The 18598-nt window shown below is 50.9% G+C and carries 16 protein-coding genes and 7 tRNA genes; 17 read left to right on the top strand and 6 right to left on the bottom strand.

What is annotated here, in order from left to right; genetic code table 11:
* Positions 1-15: 15 nt before the first annotated feature.
* On the bottom strand, positions 16-561 hold the full coding sequence (gene seqA, locus A7Z06_RS03830; protein ID WP_001515978.1) for a replication initiation negative regulator SeqA: 546 nt from the start codon (positions 559-561) through the stop codon (positions 16-18).
* A gap of 184 nt (positions 562-745) precedes the next feature.
* Between seqA and ybfF the strand changes: the two genes are divergently transcribed.
* From ybfF to fur, 5 genes are all read left to right on the top strand, one after another.
* Positions 746-1510, top strand: a complete 765-nt coding sequence (ybfF, locus tag A7Z06_RS03825) for an esterase (protein ID WP_000773260.1) — start codon at positions 746-748, stop codon at positions 1508-1510.
* A gap of 139 nt (positions 1511-1649) precedes the next feature.
* A complete protein-coding gene (gene ybfE / locus A7Z06_RS03820; RefSeq protein WP_024165168.1) occupies positions 1650-1943 on the top strand; it encodes a LexA regulated protein in 294 nt (97 codons plus the stop codon).
* Between the two features lie 139 nt (positions 1944-2082).
* The gene (fldA, locus tag A7Z06_RS03815; protein WP_010346538.1) at positions 2083-2613 is read left to right on the top strand and encodes a flavodoxin FldA; all 531 of its coding nucleotides are present in this window, start codon (positions 2083-2085) and stop codon (positions 2611-2613) included.
* 209 nt (positions 2614-2822) lie between these two features.
* Complete coding sequence (gene uof, locus A7Z06_RS03810) at positions 2823-2909, top strand: fur leader peptide (RefSeq protein WP_001695552.1); 87 nt, start codon at positions 2823-2825, stop codon at positions 2907-2909.
* Complete coding sequence (gene fur, locus A7Z06_RS03805; RefSeq protein ID WP_000131706.1) at positions 2902-3348, top strand: ferric iron uptake transcriptional regulator; 447 nt, start codon at positions 2902-2904, stop codon at positions 3346-3348. The genes uof and fur overlap by 8 nt, the downstream gene beginning before the upstream one ends.
* A 95-nt stretch (positions 3349-3443) precedes the next feature.
* Here the strand turns inward: fur and chiQ are convergent, their stop codons facing one another.
* The 4 genes from chiQ to nagE all read right to left on the bottom strand — a co-directional run bounded on the left by chiQ (position 3444) and on the right by nagE (position 9688).
* Positions 3444-3776 carry a ChiQ/YbfN family lipoprotein gene (chiQ, locus tag A7Z06_RS03800; RefSeq protein WP_000733591.1) on the bottom strand — a complete coding sequence of 111 codons (333 nt, stop codon included), beginning with the start codon at positions 3774-3776 and terminating at the stop codon, positions 3444-3446.
* Between the two features lie 49 nt (positions 3777-3825).
* Complete coding sequence (chiP, locus tag A7Z06_RS03795) at positions 3826-5232, bottom strand: chitoporin ChiP (protein ID WP_001201192.1); 1407 nt, start codon at positions 5230-5232, stop codon at positions 3826-3828.
* Between the two features lie 577 nt (positions 5233-5809).
* The gene (gene glnS / locus A7Z06_RS03790) at positions 5810-7474 is read right to left on the bottom strand and encodes a glutamine--tRNA ligase (protein WP_001287139.1); all 1665 of its coding nucleotides are present in this window, start codon (positions 7472-7474) and stop codon (positions 5810-5812) included.
* Positions 7475-7741: 267 nt separating this feature from the next.
* On the bottom strand, positions 7742-9688 hold the full coding sequence (gene nagE / locus A7Z06_RS03785) for a PTS N-acetyl glucosamine transporter subunit IIABC (protein WP_001023113.1): 1947 nt from the start codon (positions 9686-9688) through the stop codon (positions 7742-7744).
* Positions 9689-10019: 331 nt separating this feature from the next.
* Between nagE and nagB the strand changes: the two genes are divergently transcribed.
* The 12 genes from nagB to A7Z06_RS03715 all read left to right on the top strand — a co-directional run bounded on the left by nagB (position 10020) and on the right by A7Z06_RS03715 (position 17206).
* Positions 10020-10820 carry a glucosamine-6-phosphate deaminase gene (gene nagB / locus A7Z06_RS03780; RefSeq protein ID WP_001237072.1) on the top strand — a complete coding sequence of 267 codons (801 nt, stop codon included), beginning with the start codon at positions 10020-10022 and terminating at the stop codon, positions 10818-10820.
* A gap of 61 nt (positions 10821-10881) precedes the next feature.
* Entirely contained in the window at positions 10882-12030 is a 1149-nt protein-coding gene (gene nagA, locus A7Z06_RS03775) for an N-acetylglucosamine-6-phosphate deacetylase (RefSeq protein ID WP_000271146.1), read from the top strand.
* An 8-nt stretch (positions 12031-12038) separates the two neighbouring features.
* Positions 12039-13259, top strand: a complete 1221-nt coding sequence (nagC, locus tag A7Z06_RS03770; protein WP_016159085.1) for a DNA-binding transcriptional regulator NagC — start codon at positions 12039-12041, stop codon at positions 13257-13259.
* A gap of 47 nt (positions 13260-13306) precedes the next feature.
* Positions 13307-14059 carry a ribonucleotide monophosphatase NagD gene (gene nagD, locus A7Z06_RS03765; RefSeq protein ID WP_000153129.1) on the top strand — a complete coding sequence of 251 codons (753 nt, stop codon included), beginning with the start codon at positions 13307-13309 and terminating at the stop codon, positions 14057-14059.
* A gap of 396 nt (positions 14060-14455) precedes the next feature.
* A complete protein-coding gene (gene asnB / locus A7Z06_RS03755) occupies positions 14456-16120 on the top strand; it encodes an asparagine synthase B (RefSeq protein ID WP_000337057.1) in 1665 nt (554 codons plus the stop codon).
* Between the two features lie 380 nt (positions 16121-16500).
* A tRNA-Met gene (locus A7Z06_RS03745) sits at positions 16501-16577 on the top strand.
* 10 nt (positions 16578-16587) lie between these two features.
* A tRNA-Leu gene (locus A7Z06_RS03740) sits at positions 16588-16672 on the top strand.
* 23 nt (positions 16673-16695) lie between these two features.
* A tRNA-Gln gene (locus tag A7Z06_RS03735) sits at positions 16696-16770 on the top strand.
* A 34-nt stretch (positions 16771-16804) separates the two neighbouring features.
* Positions 16805-16879 (top strand) — tRNA-Gln (locus A7Z06_RS03730).
* A 15-nt stretch (positions 16880-16894) separates the two neighbouring features.
* A tRNA-Met gene (locus A7Z06_RS03725) sits at positions 16895-16971 on the top strand.
* Positions 16972-17019: 48 nt separating this feature from the next.
* Positions 17020-17094: transfer RNA gene (locus A7Z06_RS03720), tRNA-Gln, on the top strand.
* 37 nt (positions 17095-17131) lie between these two features.
* Positions 17132-17206: transfer RNA gene (locus A7Z06_RS03715), tRNA-Gln, on the top strand.
* A 215-nt stretch (positions 17207-17421) separates the two neighbouring features.
* Here the strand turns inward: A7Z06_RS03715 and ubiF are convergent.
* Positions 17422-18597: a 3-demethoxyubiquinol 3-hydroxylase gene (gene ubiF, locus A7Z06_RS03710; RefSeq protein WP_000184545.1), complete on the bottom strand. Its 1176-nt coding sequence runs from the start codon at positions 18595-18597 to the stop codon at positions 17422-17424.
* Position 18598 lies beyond the last annotated feature (1 nt).

The following is an 18598-nucleotide window of genomic DNA, read 5'->3' as shown; positions in this document are numbered from 1 at the left end:
TTTATCTGCAACGTTTTAGATAGTTCCGCAAACCTTCTCAATCAATTCCGCCGGGAATTGCATCGACTGCATGATGTGTTCGATCATGCTGCATTTACGGCCGGTGTTAGTGTTGGTGATCACCCAATACGGCGTGCCTGGCACATGTTTCGGCTTGGTCTGATTACCATTTTTCAGCAGCGTTTGTTCATCTGCCGCAAAGTAAACGCGCGTGCGACCATGCAACGATTCCGTTGCCTCGGCAAATGCCTGAGCGTCAAGAGAATATAGTGTAGACAACAGCAGCATAAAGCGGTTGACCGCGCGCTTCTGCTCTGCGTATTCATCGGAAAGCAGAAGTTCACGCATTGCGCGTACTTTGTCTTTAATCGTTTTGATCGGCTTCGCTTCGACGATAGCAGGCGACGCAATGCGAACCTCTTTCGTCACCGGAGCAGCAGGCTGTGATGCGGCGGAAAATTTCAACATGCGCCGTAAAATGTCGGATGCGCTCTCGCCGATATGCTTAGTGTGGCTGGCAATATAGCTGTAGAGTTCATCATCAACTTCAATCGTTTTCATCTTAATCCAGTGCGGTGTCTTAGCTGAATACAAGTCGCCAGGAGTATATGAATAAATCCCGGCAGCGGATAGCGTCAAGCCTGGCTTGCAGAAAAACTCGGATTAAACCTTATTTGTTGCAGCCCTGTGGCACAATGGTCAACATAATACCCTAACCCGACTTCGCGAAAAAAAGAACTTTGCCATGAAATTGAATATCCGCGCGCAATCTGCACAAAACCAGCATAATAATTCTCCCATCGTCCTCGTCCACGGTTTGTTTGGTAGTCTCGACAACCTCGGCGTTCTGGCGCGCGACCTGGTGAGCGACCACAATATTATCCAGGTCGATATGCGTAACCACGGACTTTCACCGCGCGATCCTGTGATGAACTATCCAGCAATGGCGCAAGATCTGCTGGATACGCTGGATGCACAACAGATCGAAAAAGCGACGTTTATCGGTCACTCTATGGGCGGTAAAGCCGTTATGGCGCTAACTGCACTGGCCCCCGATCGCATCGATAAACTGGTGGCGATCGATATTGCGCCGGTTGATTATCACGTGCGTCGTCATGATGAGATTTTCGCCGCCATCAACGCCGTCAGCGAATCCAGCGCGCAAACGCGACAGCAGGCAGCAACGGTGATGCGCCAACATCTGAATGAAGAAGGGGTGATTCAGTTTCTGCTGAAATCTTACGTTGATGGTGAATGGCGTTTTAACGTGCCAGTGTTGTGGGATCAGTATCCGCATATTGTTGGCTGGGAGAAAATCCCGGCATGGGATCACCCTGCCCTGTTTATCCCCGGCGGTAATTCACCGTATGTCACTGAACAATATCGTGATGATTTACTGGCGCAATTCCCGCAGGCACGGGCGCATGTGATTGCGGGTGCGGGTCACTGGGTACACGCCGAAAAACCTGATGCGGTACTGCGCGCCATCCGTCGCTATCTCAATGATTAACGCAACTGATTAAAAACCCAGCGTCCGCGTCGCTTTCCGCGCGTGGGCGTTGGCGTGACTCATCGCGCTGATGTATTATGGCGCGCTATCCATCCGGGCAGACGCCCGGCTGATTGTTTCCCCCGAAGTCACCAAGATCATGGCCAAAGAACAAACGGACCGTACGACATTAGATCTGTTCGCGCACGAGCGTCGACCGGGACGACCGAAAACCAATCCGCTTTCGCGCGATGAACAGCTGCGTATTAATAAACGCAACCAGCTAAAACGCGACAAAGTACGTGGTCTTAAGCGCGTCGAACTGAAGCTGAACGCGGAAGCTGTCGAGGCGCTGAATGAGCTGGCAGAGTCGCGCAATATGAGCCGTAGCGAACTGATCGAAGAGATTTTGATGCAGCAGTTGGCGGCACTGCGTAGTCAGGGCATCGTTTAAATTTCCACTTTCATGTAGCACAGTGTGCAGTCCTGCCCGTTTGCTGATTCCGCAAGACTGCCTGTTCTGCTATGATTGCCTTTATCCGTGGGCAATTTGCCACCCCCATTTCAATAAGTTTCAAGAGGTTATTTCACTCATGGCTATCACTGGCATCTTTTTCGGCAGCGACACCGGTAATACCGAAAATATCGCAAAAATGATTCAAAAACAGCTTGGTAAAGACGTTGCCGATGTCCATGACATTGCAAAAAGCAGCAAAGAAGATCTGGAAGCTTATGACATTCTGCTGCTCGGCATCCCAACCTGGTATTACGGCGAAGCGCAGTGTGACTGGGACGACTTCTTCCCGACTCTCGAAGAGATTGATTTCAATGGTAAACTGGTTGCCCTGTTTGGCTGTGGCGACCAGGAAGATTACGCCGAATATTTCTGTGATGCATTAGGCACTATCCGTGACATCATCGAACCGCGCGGCGCGACTATCGTGGGTCACTGGCCAACTGCGGGCTACCATTTCGAAGCATCAAAAGGTCTGGCAGATGACGATCACTTTGTCGGCCTGGCTATTGACGAAGACCGTCAGCCGGAACTGACCGCTGAACGCGTGGAAAAATGGGTTAAGCAAATTTCTGAAGAGCTGCATCTCGACGAAATTATCAACGCCTGATGTGATGCGGTGTAGGCTAATGTCTACGCCGTATTAATAGATAATGCCAATCAAAATAATTGCTACAAATTTGTAACTTTTGCCGTAGTACCTGTACAATGTTCCAGTATTGAAGTGGCCTTGCCGATGTAAATGTAAGCTAAGCCACGTTTTTATTAACAATATTTGCCAGGGACTTGTAGTTTTCATTTAGGCGTGGCAATTCTATAATGATACGCATTATCTCAAGAGCAAATTCTGTCACTTCTCCTAATGAAGTGAACCGCTTAGTAACAGGACAGATTCCGCATGACTGATAACAATACCGCCCTAAAGAAAGCTGGCCTGAAAGTAACGCTTCCTCGTTTAAAAATCCTGGAAGTTCTTCAGGAGCCGGACAACCATCACGTCAGTGCGGAAGATTTATATAAACGTCTGATCGATATGGGTGAAGAAATTGGTCTGGCTACGGTATATCGCGTACTGAACCAGTTTGACGATGCCGGTATCGTCACCCGCCACAATTTTGAAGGCGGTAAATCCGTATTTGAACTGACCCAGCAACATCATCACGATCACCTGATCTGCCTCGACTGCGGCAAGGTTATTGAATTTAGTGATGAATCTATCGAAGCGCGTCAGCGTGAAATCGCCGCGAAACATGGTATTCGCCTGACTAACCATAGTCTCTATCTTTACGGTCACTGCGCCGAAGGCGATTGCCGCGAAGATGAGCACGCGCACGAAGGCAAATAAGTCAGCCTGAACGAGAAAAGCCAACCTGCGGGTTGGCTTTTTTATACCAGGGAAATAAGAACAAGCGAGAGTTACAGCCCTCGCTTTTTTTGTTTTTACTGCGTAGCGTTATTACTGCGAATTTCCTGCCAGACTTTATCGCAATCGGCTTTCACTGCCTGGTCGTTACCGGTTTGCGTTGCGCGCAGACACTGCTGATAATCCAGTACCCGCACACTTTCCTGGTCGGCAAACTGCTGATGTTGTTTCTCTTTCTTCAGCACGTTTAACACGCTCTGGCAGGCCTCAATTTTTTCCGGCGAGCCTTGTGCTGTGTTGATGCAGGCGCTGTAAGCTTCTTTCAGACGACTGTCTTCCTGTGGCGCGGTTGATTGCGCACAAGCCACCAGCCCCGATGCCATCATGGCGATGAGAATCAGTTTTTTCATAGCAAATTCCTCAAACGCGCGGCAGGCGAAATACCTGCCGCGTCGGGCATCAGAAGATAGTGAACGGCGCGATAACCATGAATTTCACGTCACGCTCATCCTGGAAGATGTTGCCGTAACCGCCACCCCAGCTTGGGATGTCGGAGTGGTTGTCGTATTCGGTGAAATGCAGTTTGAACATCGTGCCCTTGGCGCGACCGTCCTGAATGGTGTAGACCGCATCCAGACTGTAAGCAGACTCTTCGATAGTCCGGTTTTTGTCGTAGTACGCATCCGGATTGCTCTGCCATGTCGCTGGTTTGGCATCCCATGCATAAACGTAGGAAGCGCCGATGGCGAAGCCGGGAAGATTCCAGTTTTTCAGGTCATACATCGCACCGAAGAAGACCGCTTTTTCGCCGTTGGCGTTAAAGTCAGAGCGGTTATCCCACCAGATATCCAGGCGACCGTTCGAGGAAGCGTAGGTTGGGGTCATACGTTGCAGGAAGTATCCCTGCTGACCATCGGCTTTAACCCAGGTGCCTTCGAGGCGCAAATCCACTACGTCAGCCGCCCGGTAGCCAAAGGTCAACGCCTGCAGCCAGGCGGTGCCGTCATAAAGATCGTTGACGCTGCGATCGTCAACTTTGTCGCGCGTACCGTAGAACTGGTAGCTGGTGGTTAACGGGCTACCGGCGATATCAAATTTATAGCTGGCTTTGGCAAAATATTGATCGATATACCCTTCCGCCTGACCAAACGCCGCTTCCAGTACGAAGTTATTTTTGAAGTCGTACTTCGCCCCGAGGGAGTGCAGATAATCAACTTTGGTAGTCTTATCGTTCTGATAAAACTCATCCATTTCCAGATGCCACGGCGCTTTGTATTCGTTGGTCCACATGTAGGAGAAACTCAACGCACCGGCATCGCCGTAATCAAAATTCGCCCCGGCTTCCGCCCCCTGATAAGTACCCGGCATAAAGCTCCAGTGCGGCGCTAACAGCGTCTGACCGGTTGGCTGAATATAACCTGCCCTCGCCCACACCGGACCGTATTTAAATTTGGCCGCTGCTTTATACAGGCTTATACCGCTTTTATCGCCGGACCAGTCTTCGTCATAGGCTTTATTACTTTTTGAAAACGCGATTTCGTTCGGGTGGGAGCTATCGCCGTTTTCTGCCATTTCAATCGCCGTAAATGCGGCAATATCAAGGCCGAACATATCAGCAACATAACCAGACTGAAAATCGAGGTTGGCGTTCCAGGTGGAGTGAGAAAGGTTGGTTTTGTATTTGTCACCGTCGGTAACATCTTTACGGTCGCGTTCACGCTGCCAGTAATAGATACCGCCGGTTAAGGTTGAATCGTCGATGAATCCTTCGGCGCGAGCCTCCGGCATTGCCATAAAGCCCGACATTGCTGTAACACCGGCGATAGCCAGCGCCAGCGTACTACGTTTGCCACTAAACGCACGCATGGGTTAATCCTCTTTGACGTATAAATTGCTGCACCACAGGTGAACAGCGAAAAAAATAAAAATTAAAAAAGTAGCGTTGAGAAAAGTCTCGCTGACTACAGGAACAGACTATTTTTCGCGACGCGAATTATCAATCTCTTTCTGTAACGAGAATGTAAGAACATGAGCAACCGCACATATTTTGATGATTTTTGTTACAGGATTTAAGTTTGCAGCAGAAGAGTTTGTAGAAGAAAAAATATGTGGCTTTCCAGTAGGATGAAAGCGGTTACATTTTATTTAATTATGATTTGTGTTTTTAAATTTATTTTACGGATAAATTGCGAAGCGGAATTAATTCGCGATGATAAGCAGAAAAAACGCCGCAGAGCGCGGCGTTTGGGATTTTTGTATGTTTCATGCCGGATGTGGCGTAAACGCCTTATCCGGCCTACAAAACCACGCAAATTCAATACATTGCAGAGTTCACGTAGGTCTGATAAGCGTAGCGCATCAGGCAATTTAGCGTTTGAGACTGTTTGTGTGTTTCTTGCAGGATGCGGCATTTACGCCGCATCCTGCATGGTGAAACTTAAAATTACTCACCAACCTTCGCCCAGGTATCACGCAGCCCAACGGTGCGGTTAAATACCGGTTTTTCCGCCGTAGAATGGCGGCTGTCGAGGCAGAAGTAACCTTCACGCTCAAACTGGAACGCTTTACCCGCTACCGCGTCTTTCAGAGACGGTTCAGCAAAGCCCTGTTTGATGACCAGCGATTCCGGGTTAATCACCGACAGGAAATCATCCGCAGCGCCTGGATTCGGCACGCTGAACAGGCGATCGTACAGGCGGATTTCAACCGGCAGCGCATGTGCCGCGCTTACCCAGTGAATAACGCCTTTGACTTTACGACCATCCGCCGGATCTTTGCTTAAGGTGTCGGCATCGTAAGTACAGAAGATGGTGGTGATATTGCCTTCGGCATCTTTCTCCACACGTTCCGCTTTAATGACGTAAGCATTACGCAGACGCACTTCTTTACCCAGCACCAGACGTTTGTACTGCTTGTTAGCTTCTTCACGGAAATCGGCGCGATCGATCCAAATCTCACCGCTAAACGGCACCTGACGGCTACCCATTTCCGGTTTGTTCGGATGGTTCGGCATGGTGACCATTTCGCCTTCGCCCTGATAGTTTTCGATAACCAGTTTCACTGGATCGATAACCGCCATAGCGCGCGGGGCGTTTTCGTTGAGATCTTCACGAATACAGGATTCCAGAGATGCCATCTCAATGGTGTTGTCCTGTTTGGTCACGCCGATGCGTTTGCAGAACTCACGAATAGAAGCCGCAGTGTAACCACGACGACGCAGACCAGAAATGGTCGGCATACGCGGATCGTCCCAGCCTTCTACGTGCTTGTCGGTCACCAACTGGTTCAGCTTACGCTTGGACATCACGGTGTATTCCAGATTCAGGCGCGAGAATTCGTACTGGCGCGGATGAACAGGAATGGTGATGTTGTCCAGAACCCAGTCGTACAGACGACGGTTGTCCTGGAACTCCAGCGTACACAGAGAGTGCGTAATGCCTTCCAGCGCATCGCTGATGCAGTGGGTGAAGTCGTACATCGGGTAGATGCACCACTTGTTGCCGGTCTGGTGGTGTTCAGCAAATTTAATGCGGTACAGCACCGGATCGCGCATCACGATAAACGGCGAAGCCATGTCGATTTTCGCACGCAGGCAGGCTTTACCTTCTTCAAAACCGCCGGTACGCATTTTTTCGAACAGCGCCAGGTTCTCTTCAACGCTGCGGTCGCGGTACGGACTGTTTTTACCCGGCTGCGTCAGGGTGCCACGGTATTCGCGGATCTGTTCCGGCGTCAGTTCATCGACATACGCCAGGCCTTTATTGATCAATTCGATCGCATAGGCATGGAGCTGATCAAAATAGTCGGAGGAGTAACGAACGTTACCAAACCAGTGAAAACCTAACCATTCAACGTCGTTTTTGATCGACTCTACGTACTCGATATCTTCTTTTACCGGGTTAGTGTCGTCGAAACGCAGGTTGCACTGGCCTTTATAGTCCTGAGCGATCCCGAAGTTCAGGCAGATAGATTTCGCATGACCAATATGCAGATATCCATTTGGTTCTGGCGGGAAACGGGTGTGTACTGTGGTGTGCTTGCCACTGGCCAGATCTTCATCAATGATCTGACGAATAAAGTTAGTCGGGCGGGCTTCTGCCTCACTCATCGTGGATTCCTCAAAGCGTAAACAACGTATAACGGCGTATGATCTTATAAGCGGGACAGGCTGACAACTGTTAGTTAGAGAAAATAGAAAATCTCACTGAGATTATGGGGATGATTGATGAAAAAAAAAGCGGCGAAGATGATATCCGCCGCTTTTGCCACTCCTGTGTCATTGTTGGATGCGACGCTGGTGCGTCTTATCCAACCTACACTGAGCTTTTGTAGGCCTGATAAGACGCGTCAAGCGTCGCATCAGGCATGAAATAGATTACTTTTTGATTTCATACAGCGGCGTTTGACCCGCCACAACATGACCCTGGGCTTTAATGATCAGACCGCTGAAATCGTCGATATTGCTGCAAACCACCGGGCTAATCATCGAACGAGCGTTAGCATTCAGGTAATCCAGATCCATTTCCAGAATCGGTTGCCCTGCACTTACCTGCGCCCCCTCTTCCACCAAACGCTTAAAGCCTTTACCTTCCAGCGCCACGGTGTCGATACCCATGTGGACGACGATCTCCGCGCCTTTTTCGGTTTCCAGGCAGAATGCGTGGTTGGTGTTGAAGATTTTTACGATAGTCCCTGCGGCTGGTGATACAACGATTTTATCCGTCGGTTTCACCGCCACACCGTCGCCCACCGCTTTGCTGGCGAACGCTTCGTCTGGCACCTGATCCAGTGCGACAACATCACCAGTAATCGGCGATACCAGCTCAGCGATAGACACTGCATTTGGTACAGCCTGTGGTTTTGCTGCCGGCGCGGCAGTTGCCGGAGCCGCTTCAGCAGAAGCAGCAGCTACCGGGCCACGAGCAACGACTTTCTTCATCGCATCACCGATAGATTCCGCTTTCGCACCAACAATCACCTGGATGGTCTGTTTGTTCAGTTTCACCACCCCAGAAGCACCCAGACGTTTACACATCGCATCGTTGACGCGAGCCGAGTCAACCACGGTCAGGCGCAGACGAGTAATACAGGCGTCAATTGCTTTCAGGTTGTCAGTACCGCCAACCGCAGCAATATAGTTGGTTGCCAGTTGATTGAGACCTTCTTCAGTATTGCTGTTAGCCTCTTCAGTAACGATCTCGTCTTCTTTATCTTCACGACCCGGCGTTTTCAGGTTGAACATGCGGATAACCAAACTGAACACCACGAAGTAGATAGCGAAGAAGACAACCCCCATCACCAGCAGCATCCAGACGTTCTGGCTGGCGGCCGGCAGGTTATACATCAACGCGTAGTCGATAGCCCCCGCAGAGAAGGAGAAGCCCGCGTGGATACCCAGCAGCGTTGCCACAAACAGGCTGATACCGGTCAGCAGTGCGTGCAGGAGGTACAGCAGCGGCGCAAGGAACATGAACAGGAATTCCAGCGGCTCAGTCACACCGGTCAGGAACGCAGTAACAGCAACAGAAAGCAGCATACCGCCAACCATCGGACGACGCTCTTTCGGTGCTGCAAAGTACATCGCCAGCGCCGCACCCGGCAGACCGAACATCATGATCGGGAAGAAGCCGGACATGAACATCCCCGCGGTGCCGTCACCAGCGTAGAAACGGTTGATGTCGCCGTGGAAAACCGTACCCGCCGCGTTGGTGAATTCACCAATCTGGAACCAGGCGATGGTGTTCAGCACCTGATGCAGACCGGTTGGGATCAGCAGACGGTTGATGAAACCAAAGATACCGGAACCCAGCGCGCCCGCAGAAACGATCCATTCACCACCAGCATGAATAGCGTGCTGCACCGGTGGCCAGACATAACCAAAAATAGCCGCCAATACCAGGCAGAAGAAGCCAGTGGCAATCGGCACAAAACGTTTGCCGCCGAAAAAGCTCAGGAAGTCCGGCAGTTTAATATCGGACCAACGGTTATAGGCTGCACCACCGACCAGGCCGGTAATGATACCCGCCAGTACACCCATATTGATTTCCGGGTTGATGGTCACCATCGCTTTGGTTAACACAAAGTAACCTACCGCACCCGCCAGCGCCGCCGCACCTGCGCTGTCTTTGGACCAGCTGGATGCCACGCCGATGGCGAAGATTAATGCGAGGTTATCAAAAATCGCGCCGCCCGCCTGGGCAATAAACGCAACGTTAAGTAAATCTGGCTGACCGAATCGCAGCAACAGCGCCGCCACCGGCAGTACTGCGATAGGGAGCTGTAACGCCCTACCGAGTCGCTGAAAAAACCCTAAAATATTCATCTTATTCCCCCTACGAGAACCCTATTTGGCTCGTTTAAAGCCGTTTTTTATTTTGCTGCAAACTGTACTGCCGATGTTCTGTAATCATATTGTTAGATCATCTGCTACAGAGTGTGTAAAAAATTAATTCGTACCGCAAATTAAACGCGTGTCTTTTGTGAGTTTTGTCACCAAATATCGTTATCATCACTCCCTTTTACTGGCTAAACCAGAAAACTTATTTTATCATTCAAAAAATCAGGTCGGATTAACGCCTGTCTGCGCAAATCCAGGTTACGCTTAAAGATGCCTAATCCGCCAACGGCTTACATTTTACTTATTGAGGTGAATAATGAGACTGATCCCCCTGACTACCGCTGAACAGGTCGGCAAATGGGCTGCTCGCCATATCGTTAATCGTATCAACGCGTTCAAACCGACTGCCGATCGTCCGTTCGTGCTCGGTCTGCCGACTGGCGGCACACCGATGACCACCTATAAAGCGTTAGTCGAAATGCATAAAGCAGGCCAGGTCAGCTTTAAGCACGTTGTCACCTTCAACATGGATGAATATGTCGGTCTGCCGAAAGAGCATCCGGAAAGTTACTACAGCTTTATGCACCGTAATTTCTTCGATCACGTTGATATTCCAGCAGAAAATATCAACCTTCTCAACGGTAACGCCCCGGATATCGACGCCGAGTGCCGCCAGTATGAAGAAAAAATCCGCTCTTACGGTAAAATTCATCTGTTTATGGGCGGCGTAGGTAACGACGGTCACATCGCATTTAACGAACCAGCCTCCTCCCTGGCTTCTCGCACCCGTATCAAAACCCTAACTCATGACACTCGCGTTGCTAACTCTCGTTTCTTTGATAACGATGTCAATCAGGTGCCAAAATATGCTCTGACTGTCGGTGTTGGTACATTGCTGGATGCCGAAGAAGTGATGATTCTGGTTCTGGGTAGCCAGAAAGCACTGGCGCTGCAAGCCGCAGTTGAAGGTTGCGTTAACCATATGTGGACCATCAGCTGTCTGCAACTGCATCCGAAAGCGATCATGGTGTGCGATGAACCTTCCACCATGGAGCTGAAAGTTAAGACTTTAAGATATTTCAATGAATTAGAAGCAGAAAATATCAAAGGTCTGTAATTGTTATCCCTGCCCTGACACCTTGCTCAGGGCAATATTATTTTTAAAATCGGGGGTCGGAATGTATGCATTAACCCAGGGCCGGATCTTTACCGGTCACGAATTTCTTGATGACCACGCGGTTGTTATCGCTGATGGCCTGATTAAAAGTGTCTGTCCGGTAGCGGAACTGCCGCCAGAGATTGAACAACGTTCACTGAACGGAGCCATTCTCTCCCCCGGTTTTATTGATGTGCAGTTAAACGGCTGCGGCGGCGTGCAGTTCAACGACACTGCGGAAGCGGTAAGCGTTGAAACGCTGGAAATCATGCAGAAAGCCAATGAGAAATCAGGCTGTACTAACTATCTGCCGACACTTATCACTACCAGCGATGACCTGATGAAACAGGGTGTGCGCGTAATGCGTGAGTACCTGGCAAACCATCCGAACCAGGCGCTAGGTTTGCATCTGGAAGGTCCGTGGCTGAACCTGGTGAAAAAAGGCACTCATAACCCGAACTTCGTGCGTAAACCCGATGCTGCGCTGGTTGATTTCCTGTGCGAAAACGCTGATGTGATTACTAAAGTTACCCTGGCACCGGAAATGGTTCCTGCGGAAGTGATCAGCAAACTGGCAAATGCCGGGATTGTAGTTTCTGCCGGTCACTCCAACGCAACACTGAAAGAAGCGAAAGCCGGTTTCCGCGCAGGGATTACCTTTGCCACCCATCTGTACAACGCGATGCCGTATATTACCGGTCGCGAGCCAGGTCTGGCGGGCGCGATCCTCGATGACGCCGACATTTATTGCGGTATTATTGCCGATGGCTTGCACGTTGATTACGCTAACATCCGCAACGCCAAGCGTCTGAAAGGCGACAAACTGTGTCTGGTCACCGACGCTACTGCACCAGCAGGCGCCAATATTGAACAGTTCATTTTTGCGGGTAAAACAATATACTACCGCAACGGACTTTGTGTGGATGAAAATGGTACGTTAAGTGGTTCATCCTTAACCATGATTGAAGGCGTGCGCAATCTGGTCGAACATTGCGGTATCGCACTGGATGAAGTTTTGCGTATGGCGACGCTCTACCCGGCACGTGCAATTGGCGTTGAAAAACGTCTCGGCACGCTCGCCGCAGGCAAAGTGGCCAACCTGACCGCATTCACACCTGATTTTAAAATCACTAAGACCATCGTTAATGGTAACGAGGTCGTAACTCAATAAGAGAAAGTATGACACCAGGCGGACAAGCTCAGATAGGTAATGTTGATCTCGTAAAACAGCTTAACAGCGCGGCGGTTTATCGCCTGATTGACCAGTTCGGGCCAATCTCGCGAATTCAGATTGCTGAGCAAAGCCAGCTTGCCCCCGCCAGCGTAACCAAAATTACACGTCAGCTTATCGAGCGCGGGCTGATCAAAGAAGTCGATCAGCAGGCCTCCACCGGAGGCCGCCGCGCTATCTCCATCGTCACTGAAACTCGTAATTTCCACGCTATCGGCGTACGACTTGGTCGTCACGATGCCACCATCACCCTGTTTGATCTCAGTAGCAAAGTGCTGGCAGAAGAACATTACCCGCTGCCTGAACGAACCCAGCAGACGCTGGAACATGCCCTGCTGAATGCCATTGCTCAGTTTATTGATAGCTACCAGCGCAAACTGCGCGAGCTGATCGCGATTTCCGTGATCCTGCCTGGGCTTGTTGACCCGGACAGCGGCAAAATTCATTACATGCCGCATATTCAGGTGGAAAACTGGGGGCTGGTAGAAGCACTGGAAGAGCGTTTTAAAGTGACCTGTTTTGTCGGCCACGATATCCGTAGTCTGGCGCTGGCAGAGCACTACTTCGGTGCAAGTCAGGATTGCGAAGACTCCATTCTGGTGCGCGTGCATCGCGGAACGGGGGCTGGAATCATCTCTAACGGGCGCATTTTTATCGGCCGCAACGGCAACGTCGGTGAAATTGGTCATATTCAGGTTGAACCGCTGGGAGAACGCTGCCACTGTGGCAACTTCGGCTGCCTGGAAACTATCGCTGCCAACGCTGCCATTGAACAACGGGTGTTGAATTTATTAAAGCAGGGCTACCAGAGCCGTGTGCCACTGGACGACTGCACCATCAAAACTATCTGCAAAGCCGCGAACAAAGGCGATAGCCTGGCCTCGGAAGTGATTGAATATGTCGGTCGTCATCTGGGTAAAACCATCGCCATTGCTATCAACTTATTTAATCCGCAAAAAATTGTTATTGCTGGAGAAATCACCGAAGCCGATAAAGTGCTGCTCCCTGCTATTGAAAGCTGCATTAATACCCAGGCGCTGAAGGCGTTTCGTACTAATCTACCGGTGGTACGTTCTGAGTTGGATCACCGCTCGGCAATCGGCGCTTTTGCGCTGGTAAAACGCGCCATGCTCAACGGTATTTTGCTCCAGCATTTGCTGGAAAATTGATGTGCTTTTATAGTGGCGCTTATTGTTGTCAATATTCTGGGTAGTCCATGACCATTAAAAATGTAATTTGCGATATCGACGGCGTGCTGATGCACGATAACGTCGCCGTACCGGGTGCAGCGGAATTTTTGCACGGGATTATGGATAAAGGCCTGCCGCTGGTGTTGCTGACCAACTATCCTTCGCAGACCGGGCAAGATCTGGCGAACCGCTTTGCCACTGCTGGTGTCGATGTACCGGATAGCGTGTTTTATACCTCCGCGATGGCGACCGCCGATTTCCTGCGTCGCCAGGAAGGCAAGAAAGCGTATGTGGTGGGCGAAGGCGCACTGATTCATGAACTGTACAAAGCCGGTTTCACTATTACCGATGTGAACCCTGATTTTGTGATTGTTGGCGAAACGCGTTCCTACAACTGGGACATGATGCATAAAGCAGCCTATTTCGTCGCTAACGGTGCACGCTTTATCGCCACCAACCCGGACACCCACGGGCGCGGTTTTTATCCCGCCTGTGGCGCGTTGTGTGCAGGGATCGAGAAAATCTCCGGGCGCAAACCGTTCTATGTTGGAAAGCCGAGTCCGTGGATCATCCGCGCGGCATTAAACAAAATGCAGGCGCATTCGGAAGAAACGGTGATTGTCGGCGATAACTTGCGTACCGATATTCTGGCGGGCTTCCAGGCCGGTCTGGAGACGATTCTTGTGCTCTCTGGTGTTTCGTCGCTTGACGATATCGACAGTATGCCGTTCCGCCCAAGCTGGATTTACCCGTCAGTCGCTGAAATCGACGTTATCTGAATACCACCCACGTCTGCGGACGTGGTTGGCTCTGATGACAAACGCCAAACTGCCTGATGCGCTACGCTTATCAGGCCTACGCAGCTCCTGCAATACATTGAATTTTCATGCTTTTGTAGGCCGGATAAGGCGTTCACGCCGCATCCGGCATGAACAAATCGCACTTTGTCAGCAATTTGGCCCCCGTAAAATATAACCATTCAATAAAACCCGCTAAAAATTATCGATTCATCAATAAACACGCCACCATACCCTACCCTTTTTCATCAATCAGCAATCACCATTACGTTTTTTATTTTTCCACCGCCAAATCGCTTGCGCACAGTGCTGCTTTGCGGCATTTTTTTAAACAAGCAAACACAACAAGCAACAAATACCAGGTTAACGGAGAAGGTTATGTGTTCAATTTTTGGCGTATTCGATATCAAAACAGACGCAGTTGAACTGCGTAAAAAAGCACTCGAGCTGTCACGCCTGATGCGTCATCGTGGCCCGGACTGGTCCGGTATTTATGCCAGCGATAACGCCATTCTCGCTCACGAACGTCTGTCAATTGTTGACGTTAACGCGGGGGCGCAACCTCTCTACAACCAACAAAAAACTCATGTGCTGGCAGTAAACGGTGAAATCTACAACCACCAGGCACTGCGTGCTGAGTATGGCGATCGTTACCAGTTCCAGACCGGATCTGACTGCGAAGTGATCCTCGCGCTATATCAGGAAAAAGGGGCGGAATTTCTTGACGATTTGCAGGGCATGTTTGCCTTTGCCCTGTACGACAGCGAAAAAGATGCATACCTGATTGGTCGCGACCATCTGGGGATCATCCCGCTGTATATGGGCTATGACGAACACGGTCAGCTGTATGTGGCCTCAGAAATGAAAGCCCTCGTGCCGGTTTGCCGCACGATTAAAGAGTTCCCGGCGGGGAGCTATTTGTGGAGTCAGGACGGCGAAATCCGTTCTTATTATCACCGTGACTGGTTCGACTACGATGCGGTGAAAGATAACGTGACCGACAAAAACGAGCTACGTCAGGCACTGGAAGATTCCGTGAAAAGCCATCTGATGTCTGATGTGCCTTACGGTGTGCTGCTCTCTGGTGGTCTGGATTCCTCAATTATTTCCGCTATCACCAAGAAATACGCCGCCCGTCGCGTGGAAGATCAGGAACGTTCCGAAGCCTGGTGGCCGCAGTTGCACTCTTTTGCCGTGGGTCTGCCGGGTTCACCGGATCTGAAAGCGGCACAGGAAGTGGCAAACTATCTGGGTACTGTACATCATGAAATTCACTTCACCGTACAGGAAGGTCTCGATGCCATCCGCGACGTGATTTACCACATCGAAACGTATGACGTGACGACTATTCGTGCTTCAACACCGATGTATTTAATGTCGCGTAAGATCAAGGCGATGGGCATTAAAATGGTGCTGTCCGGTGAAGGTTCTGACGAAGTGTTTGGTGGTTATCTTTACTTCCACAAAGCGCCGAACGCCAAAGAGCTACATGAAGAGACAGTACGTAAACTGCTGGCTCTACATATGTATGACTGCGCGCGCGCCAACAAAGCGATGTCAGCCTGGGGCGTGGAAGCACGCGTTCCGTTCCTCGACAAGAAATTCCTCGATGTGGCAATGCGCATTAACCCACAGGATAAAATGTGCGGCAACGGCAAAATGGAAAAACACATCCTGCGTGAATGTTTTGAATCGTATTTGCCCGCAAGCGTGGCCTGGCGGCAGAAAGAGCAGTTCTCGGATGGCGTCGGTTATAGCTGGATCGACACCCTGAAAGAAGTGGCGGCGCAGCAAGTTTCTGATCAACAACTGGAAACCGCCCGCTTCCGCTTCCCGTACAACACACCGACCTCAAAAGAAGCGTATCTGTACCGGGAAATCTTTGAAGAATTGTTCCCGCTTCCGAGCGCCGCTGAGTGCGTACCGGGCGGCCCATCCGTCGCCTGTTCTTCTGCCAAAGCGATCGAGTGGGATGAAGCGTTCAAGAAAATGGACGATCCGTCTGGCCGCGCGGTCGGCGTTCACCAGTCGGCATATAAATAAGAAGTGTATTAACGCCCCGGAGAATTCCGGGGCAATTTCAGTTACTGGGGAGCTTGTTGATTCTGATACGCAGTGAGGAAATGTTCCGGGTTTGCCACATCACTGTTTGACAATTCATCACTGTAGGCCAGTACTTCATAGATTAATTTCCCACCACTATTGTTGAATTCCGAATTTCATCCTGTACGACAAAAGAATGGCTGTAGGGTGGGGAAAAAACACAAAGTAAACAATAATTGACGAATATAGCGCCACGCTGTTCGCAACCTAACCAAACAGTCACTTTCGAGCAATTTTCCTTGAAAAAGAGGTTGACGCTGCAAGGCTCTATACGCATAATGCGCCCCGCAACGCCGATAAGGTAACGCGAAAAAAAAGATGGCTACGTAGCTCAGTTGGTTAGAGCACATCACTCATAATGATGGGGTCACAGGTTCGAATCCCGTCGTAGCCACCATCTTTTTTTTGCGGGAGTGGCGAAATTGGTAGACGCACCAGATTTAGGTTCTGGCGCCGCAAGGTGTGCGAGTTCAAGTCTCGCCTCCCGCACCATTCACCAGAAAGCGTTGTACGGATGGGGTATCGCCAAGCGGTAAGGCACCGGTTTTTGATACCGGCATTCCCTGGTTCGAATCCAGGTACCCCAGCCATCTTCTTCGAGTAAGCGGTTCACCGCCCGGTTATTGGGGTATCGCCAAGCGGTAAGGCACCGGTTTTTGATACCGGCATTCCCTGGTTCGAATCCAGGTACCCCAGCCATCGAAGAAACAATCTGGCTACGTAGCTCAGTTGGTTAGAGCACATCACTCATAATGATGGGGTCACAGGTTCGAATCCCGTCGTAGCCACCAAATTCTGAATGTGTCGAATACGTTCGGCAAATTCAAAAACCAATTTGTTGGGGTATCGCCAAGCGGTAAGGCACCGGATTCTGATTCCGGCATTCCGAGGTTCGAATCCTCGTACCCCAGCCAATTTATTCAAGACGCTTACATCGTAAGTGCACCCAGTTGGGGTATCGCCAAGCGGTAAGGCACCGGATTCTGATTCCGGCATTCCGAGGTTCGAATCCTCGTACCCCAGCCACATTAAAAAAGCTCGCTTCGGCGAGCTTTTTGCTTTTCTGTGTATATTCAATGTCGAATGCGATGTTGATACAGCTAATTTGAATTTGGCTCACGGTTCAGGGCAAACCAGCCTGGAAGCACACTCAGGCGCGGTTTTCCCCCTCACCCTAACCCCTCCCCGAGGGGCGAGGGGATCGTCCGCACGCTTTTGTAGCTTTGATATCAACCGTTACGCTACAACCCTAACGCATATTTCAGCGCCTGACGTTTCAGTACGCCAGCACGCTCCGCCGCCATCAAACCAAGATTACGCATAAAACGCAGCGGCGGCAGATTATTGCTGAATCCGGCATAAAACAGATCCATACCGCTCTGCATAATGAAGTTATCCGCCATGCGCCGCATCTGGTAACGTTTGAGGATCGGATAACTGGCCCATGCTTCGCCGTAGCTGCGGGCGTTGACCAGAACATCAATCAGAGCATCGACATCACGATAACCAAGATTCACCCCCTGCCCCGCCAGCGGATGGATGGTGTGCGCGGCATCGCCCACCAGCGCCAGCCCCGGCTGAACATACTGCAACGCATGGCGACGCGTCAGCGGAAAAGCGCCTGCGGCAAGCGGCGTCACATAACCCAGACGCGACGGGAAATGCTTCGCGATTTCCGCCTGCAACTGCGTCATATTCATATTCTGCAACTGGCGAATGCGCGCCGGAGCGTCATACCACACCAGCGACGCCCAGTTATCAAACAGCGGCAGAAACGCGCGTGGGCCGTCCGGGGTAAACTGCTGCCAGGTGCTGTCGCCGGGATCGTTCTCACACTGTACGCTAATCAACATACACGACTGCGCATACTGCCAGGCATGAACGCCAATTCCCGCCATCTGCCGCACCTGCGAATTTGCGCCGTCGGCACCAATCACCAGTTTCGCGCGGATCGTTTCACCGCCCTTCAGTTCCAGCTCCTGAAGATCATTATGGCGATGCAGCGCAATCAGCGAGCCTGGCACACGTAACGTTACTTTCGGATGCGCTTCCAGCGCCTGCCACAGCGCCTGTTGCAGAACGGTGTTTTCCACCATATAGCCCAGCAGAGGCAGCTTTAATTCGGCTGCGTCAAACACCACATGCGCCGTTTCCCACTCCCACGTTTCCAGTCTGCGATAAGGATGGCAACGCATGGCCTGTACCGCATCCCAGACGCCTAAACCTTTAAGCAGAGACACCGACGCGGCGCTAATCGCTGAAATACGCACGTCCGGCTGGCTGTCGGCCACAAACGGCGCGGGTTCTGCGTGCTCGATTACCGTTACCGCAAATCCGTGCTGTGCCAGCCCCAGCGCCAGTGCGCCGCCGACCATTCCTCCGCCGACAATGGCAATTTCCGTTGGTTGATTTGTCATG

It is taken from the genome of Escherichia sp. MOD1-EC6819 (assembly GCF_002965765.1).
GTDB classification, from domain to species: domain Bacteria; phylum Pseudomonadota; class Gammaproteobacteria; order Enterobacterales; family Enterobacteriaceae; genus Escherichia; species Escherichia ruysiae.
The sequence above is the reverse complement of the archived record's forward strand: the minus strand, read 5'-3'. Positions and strand labels throughout refer to the sequence as shown.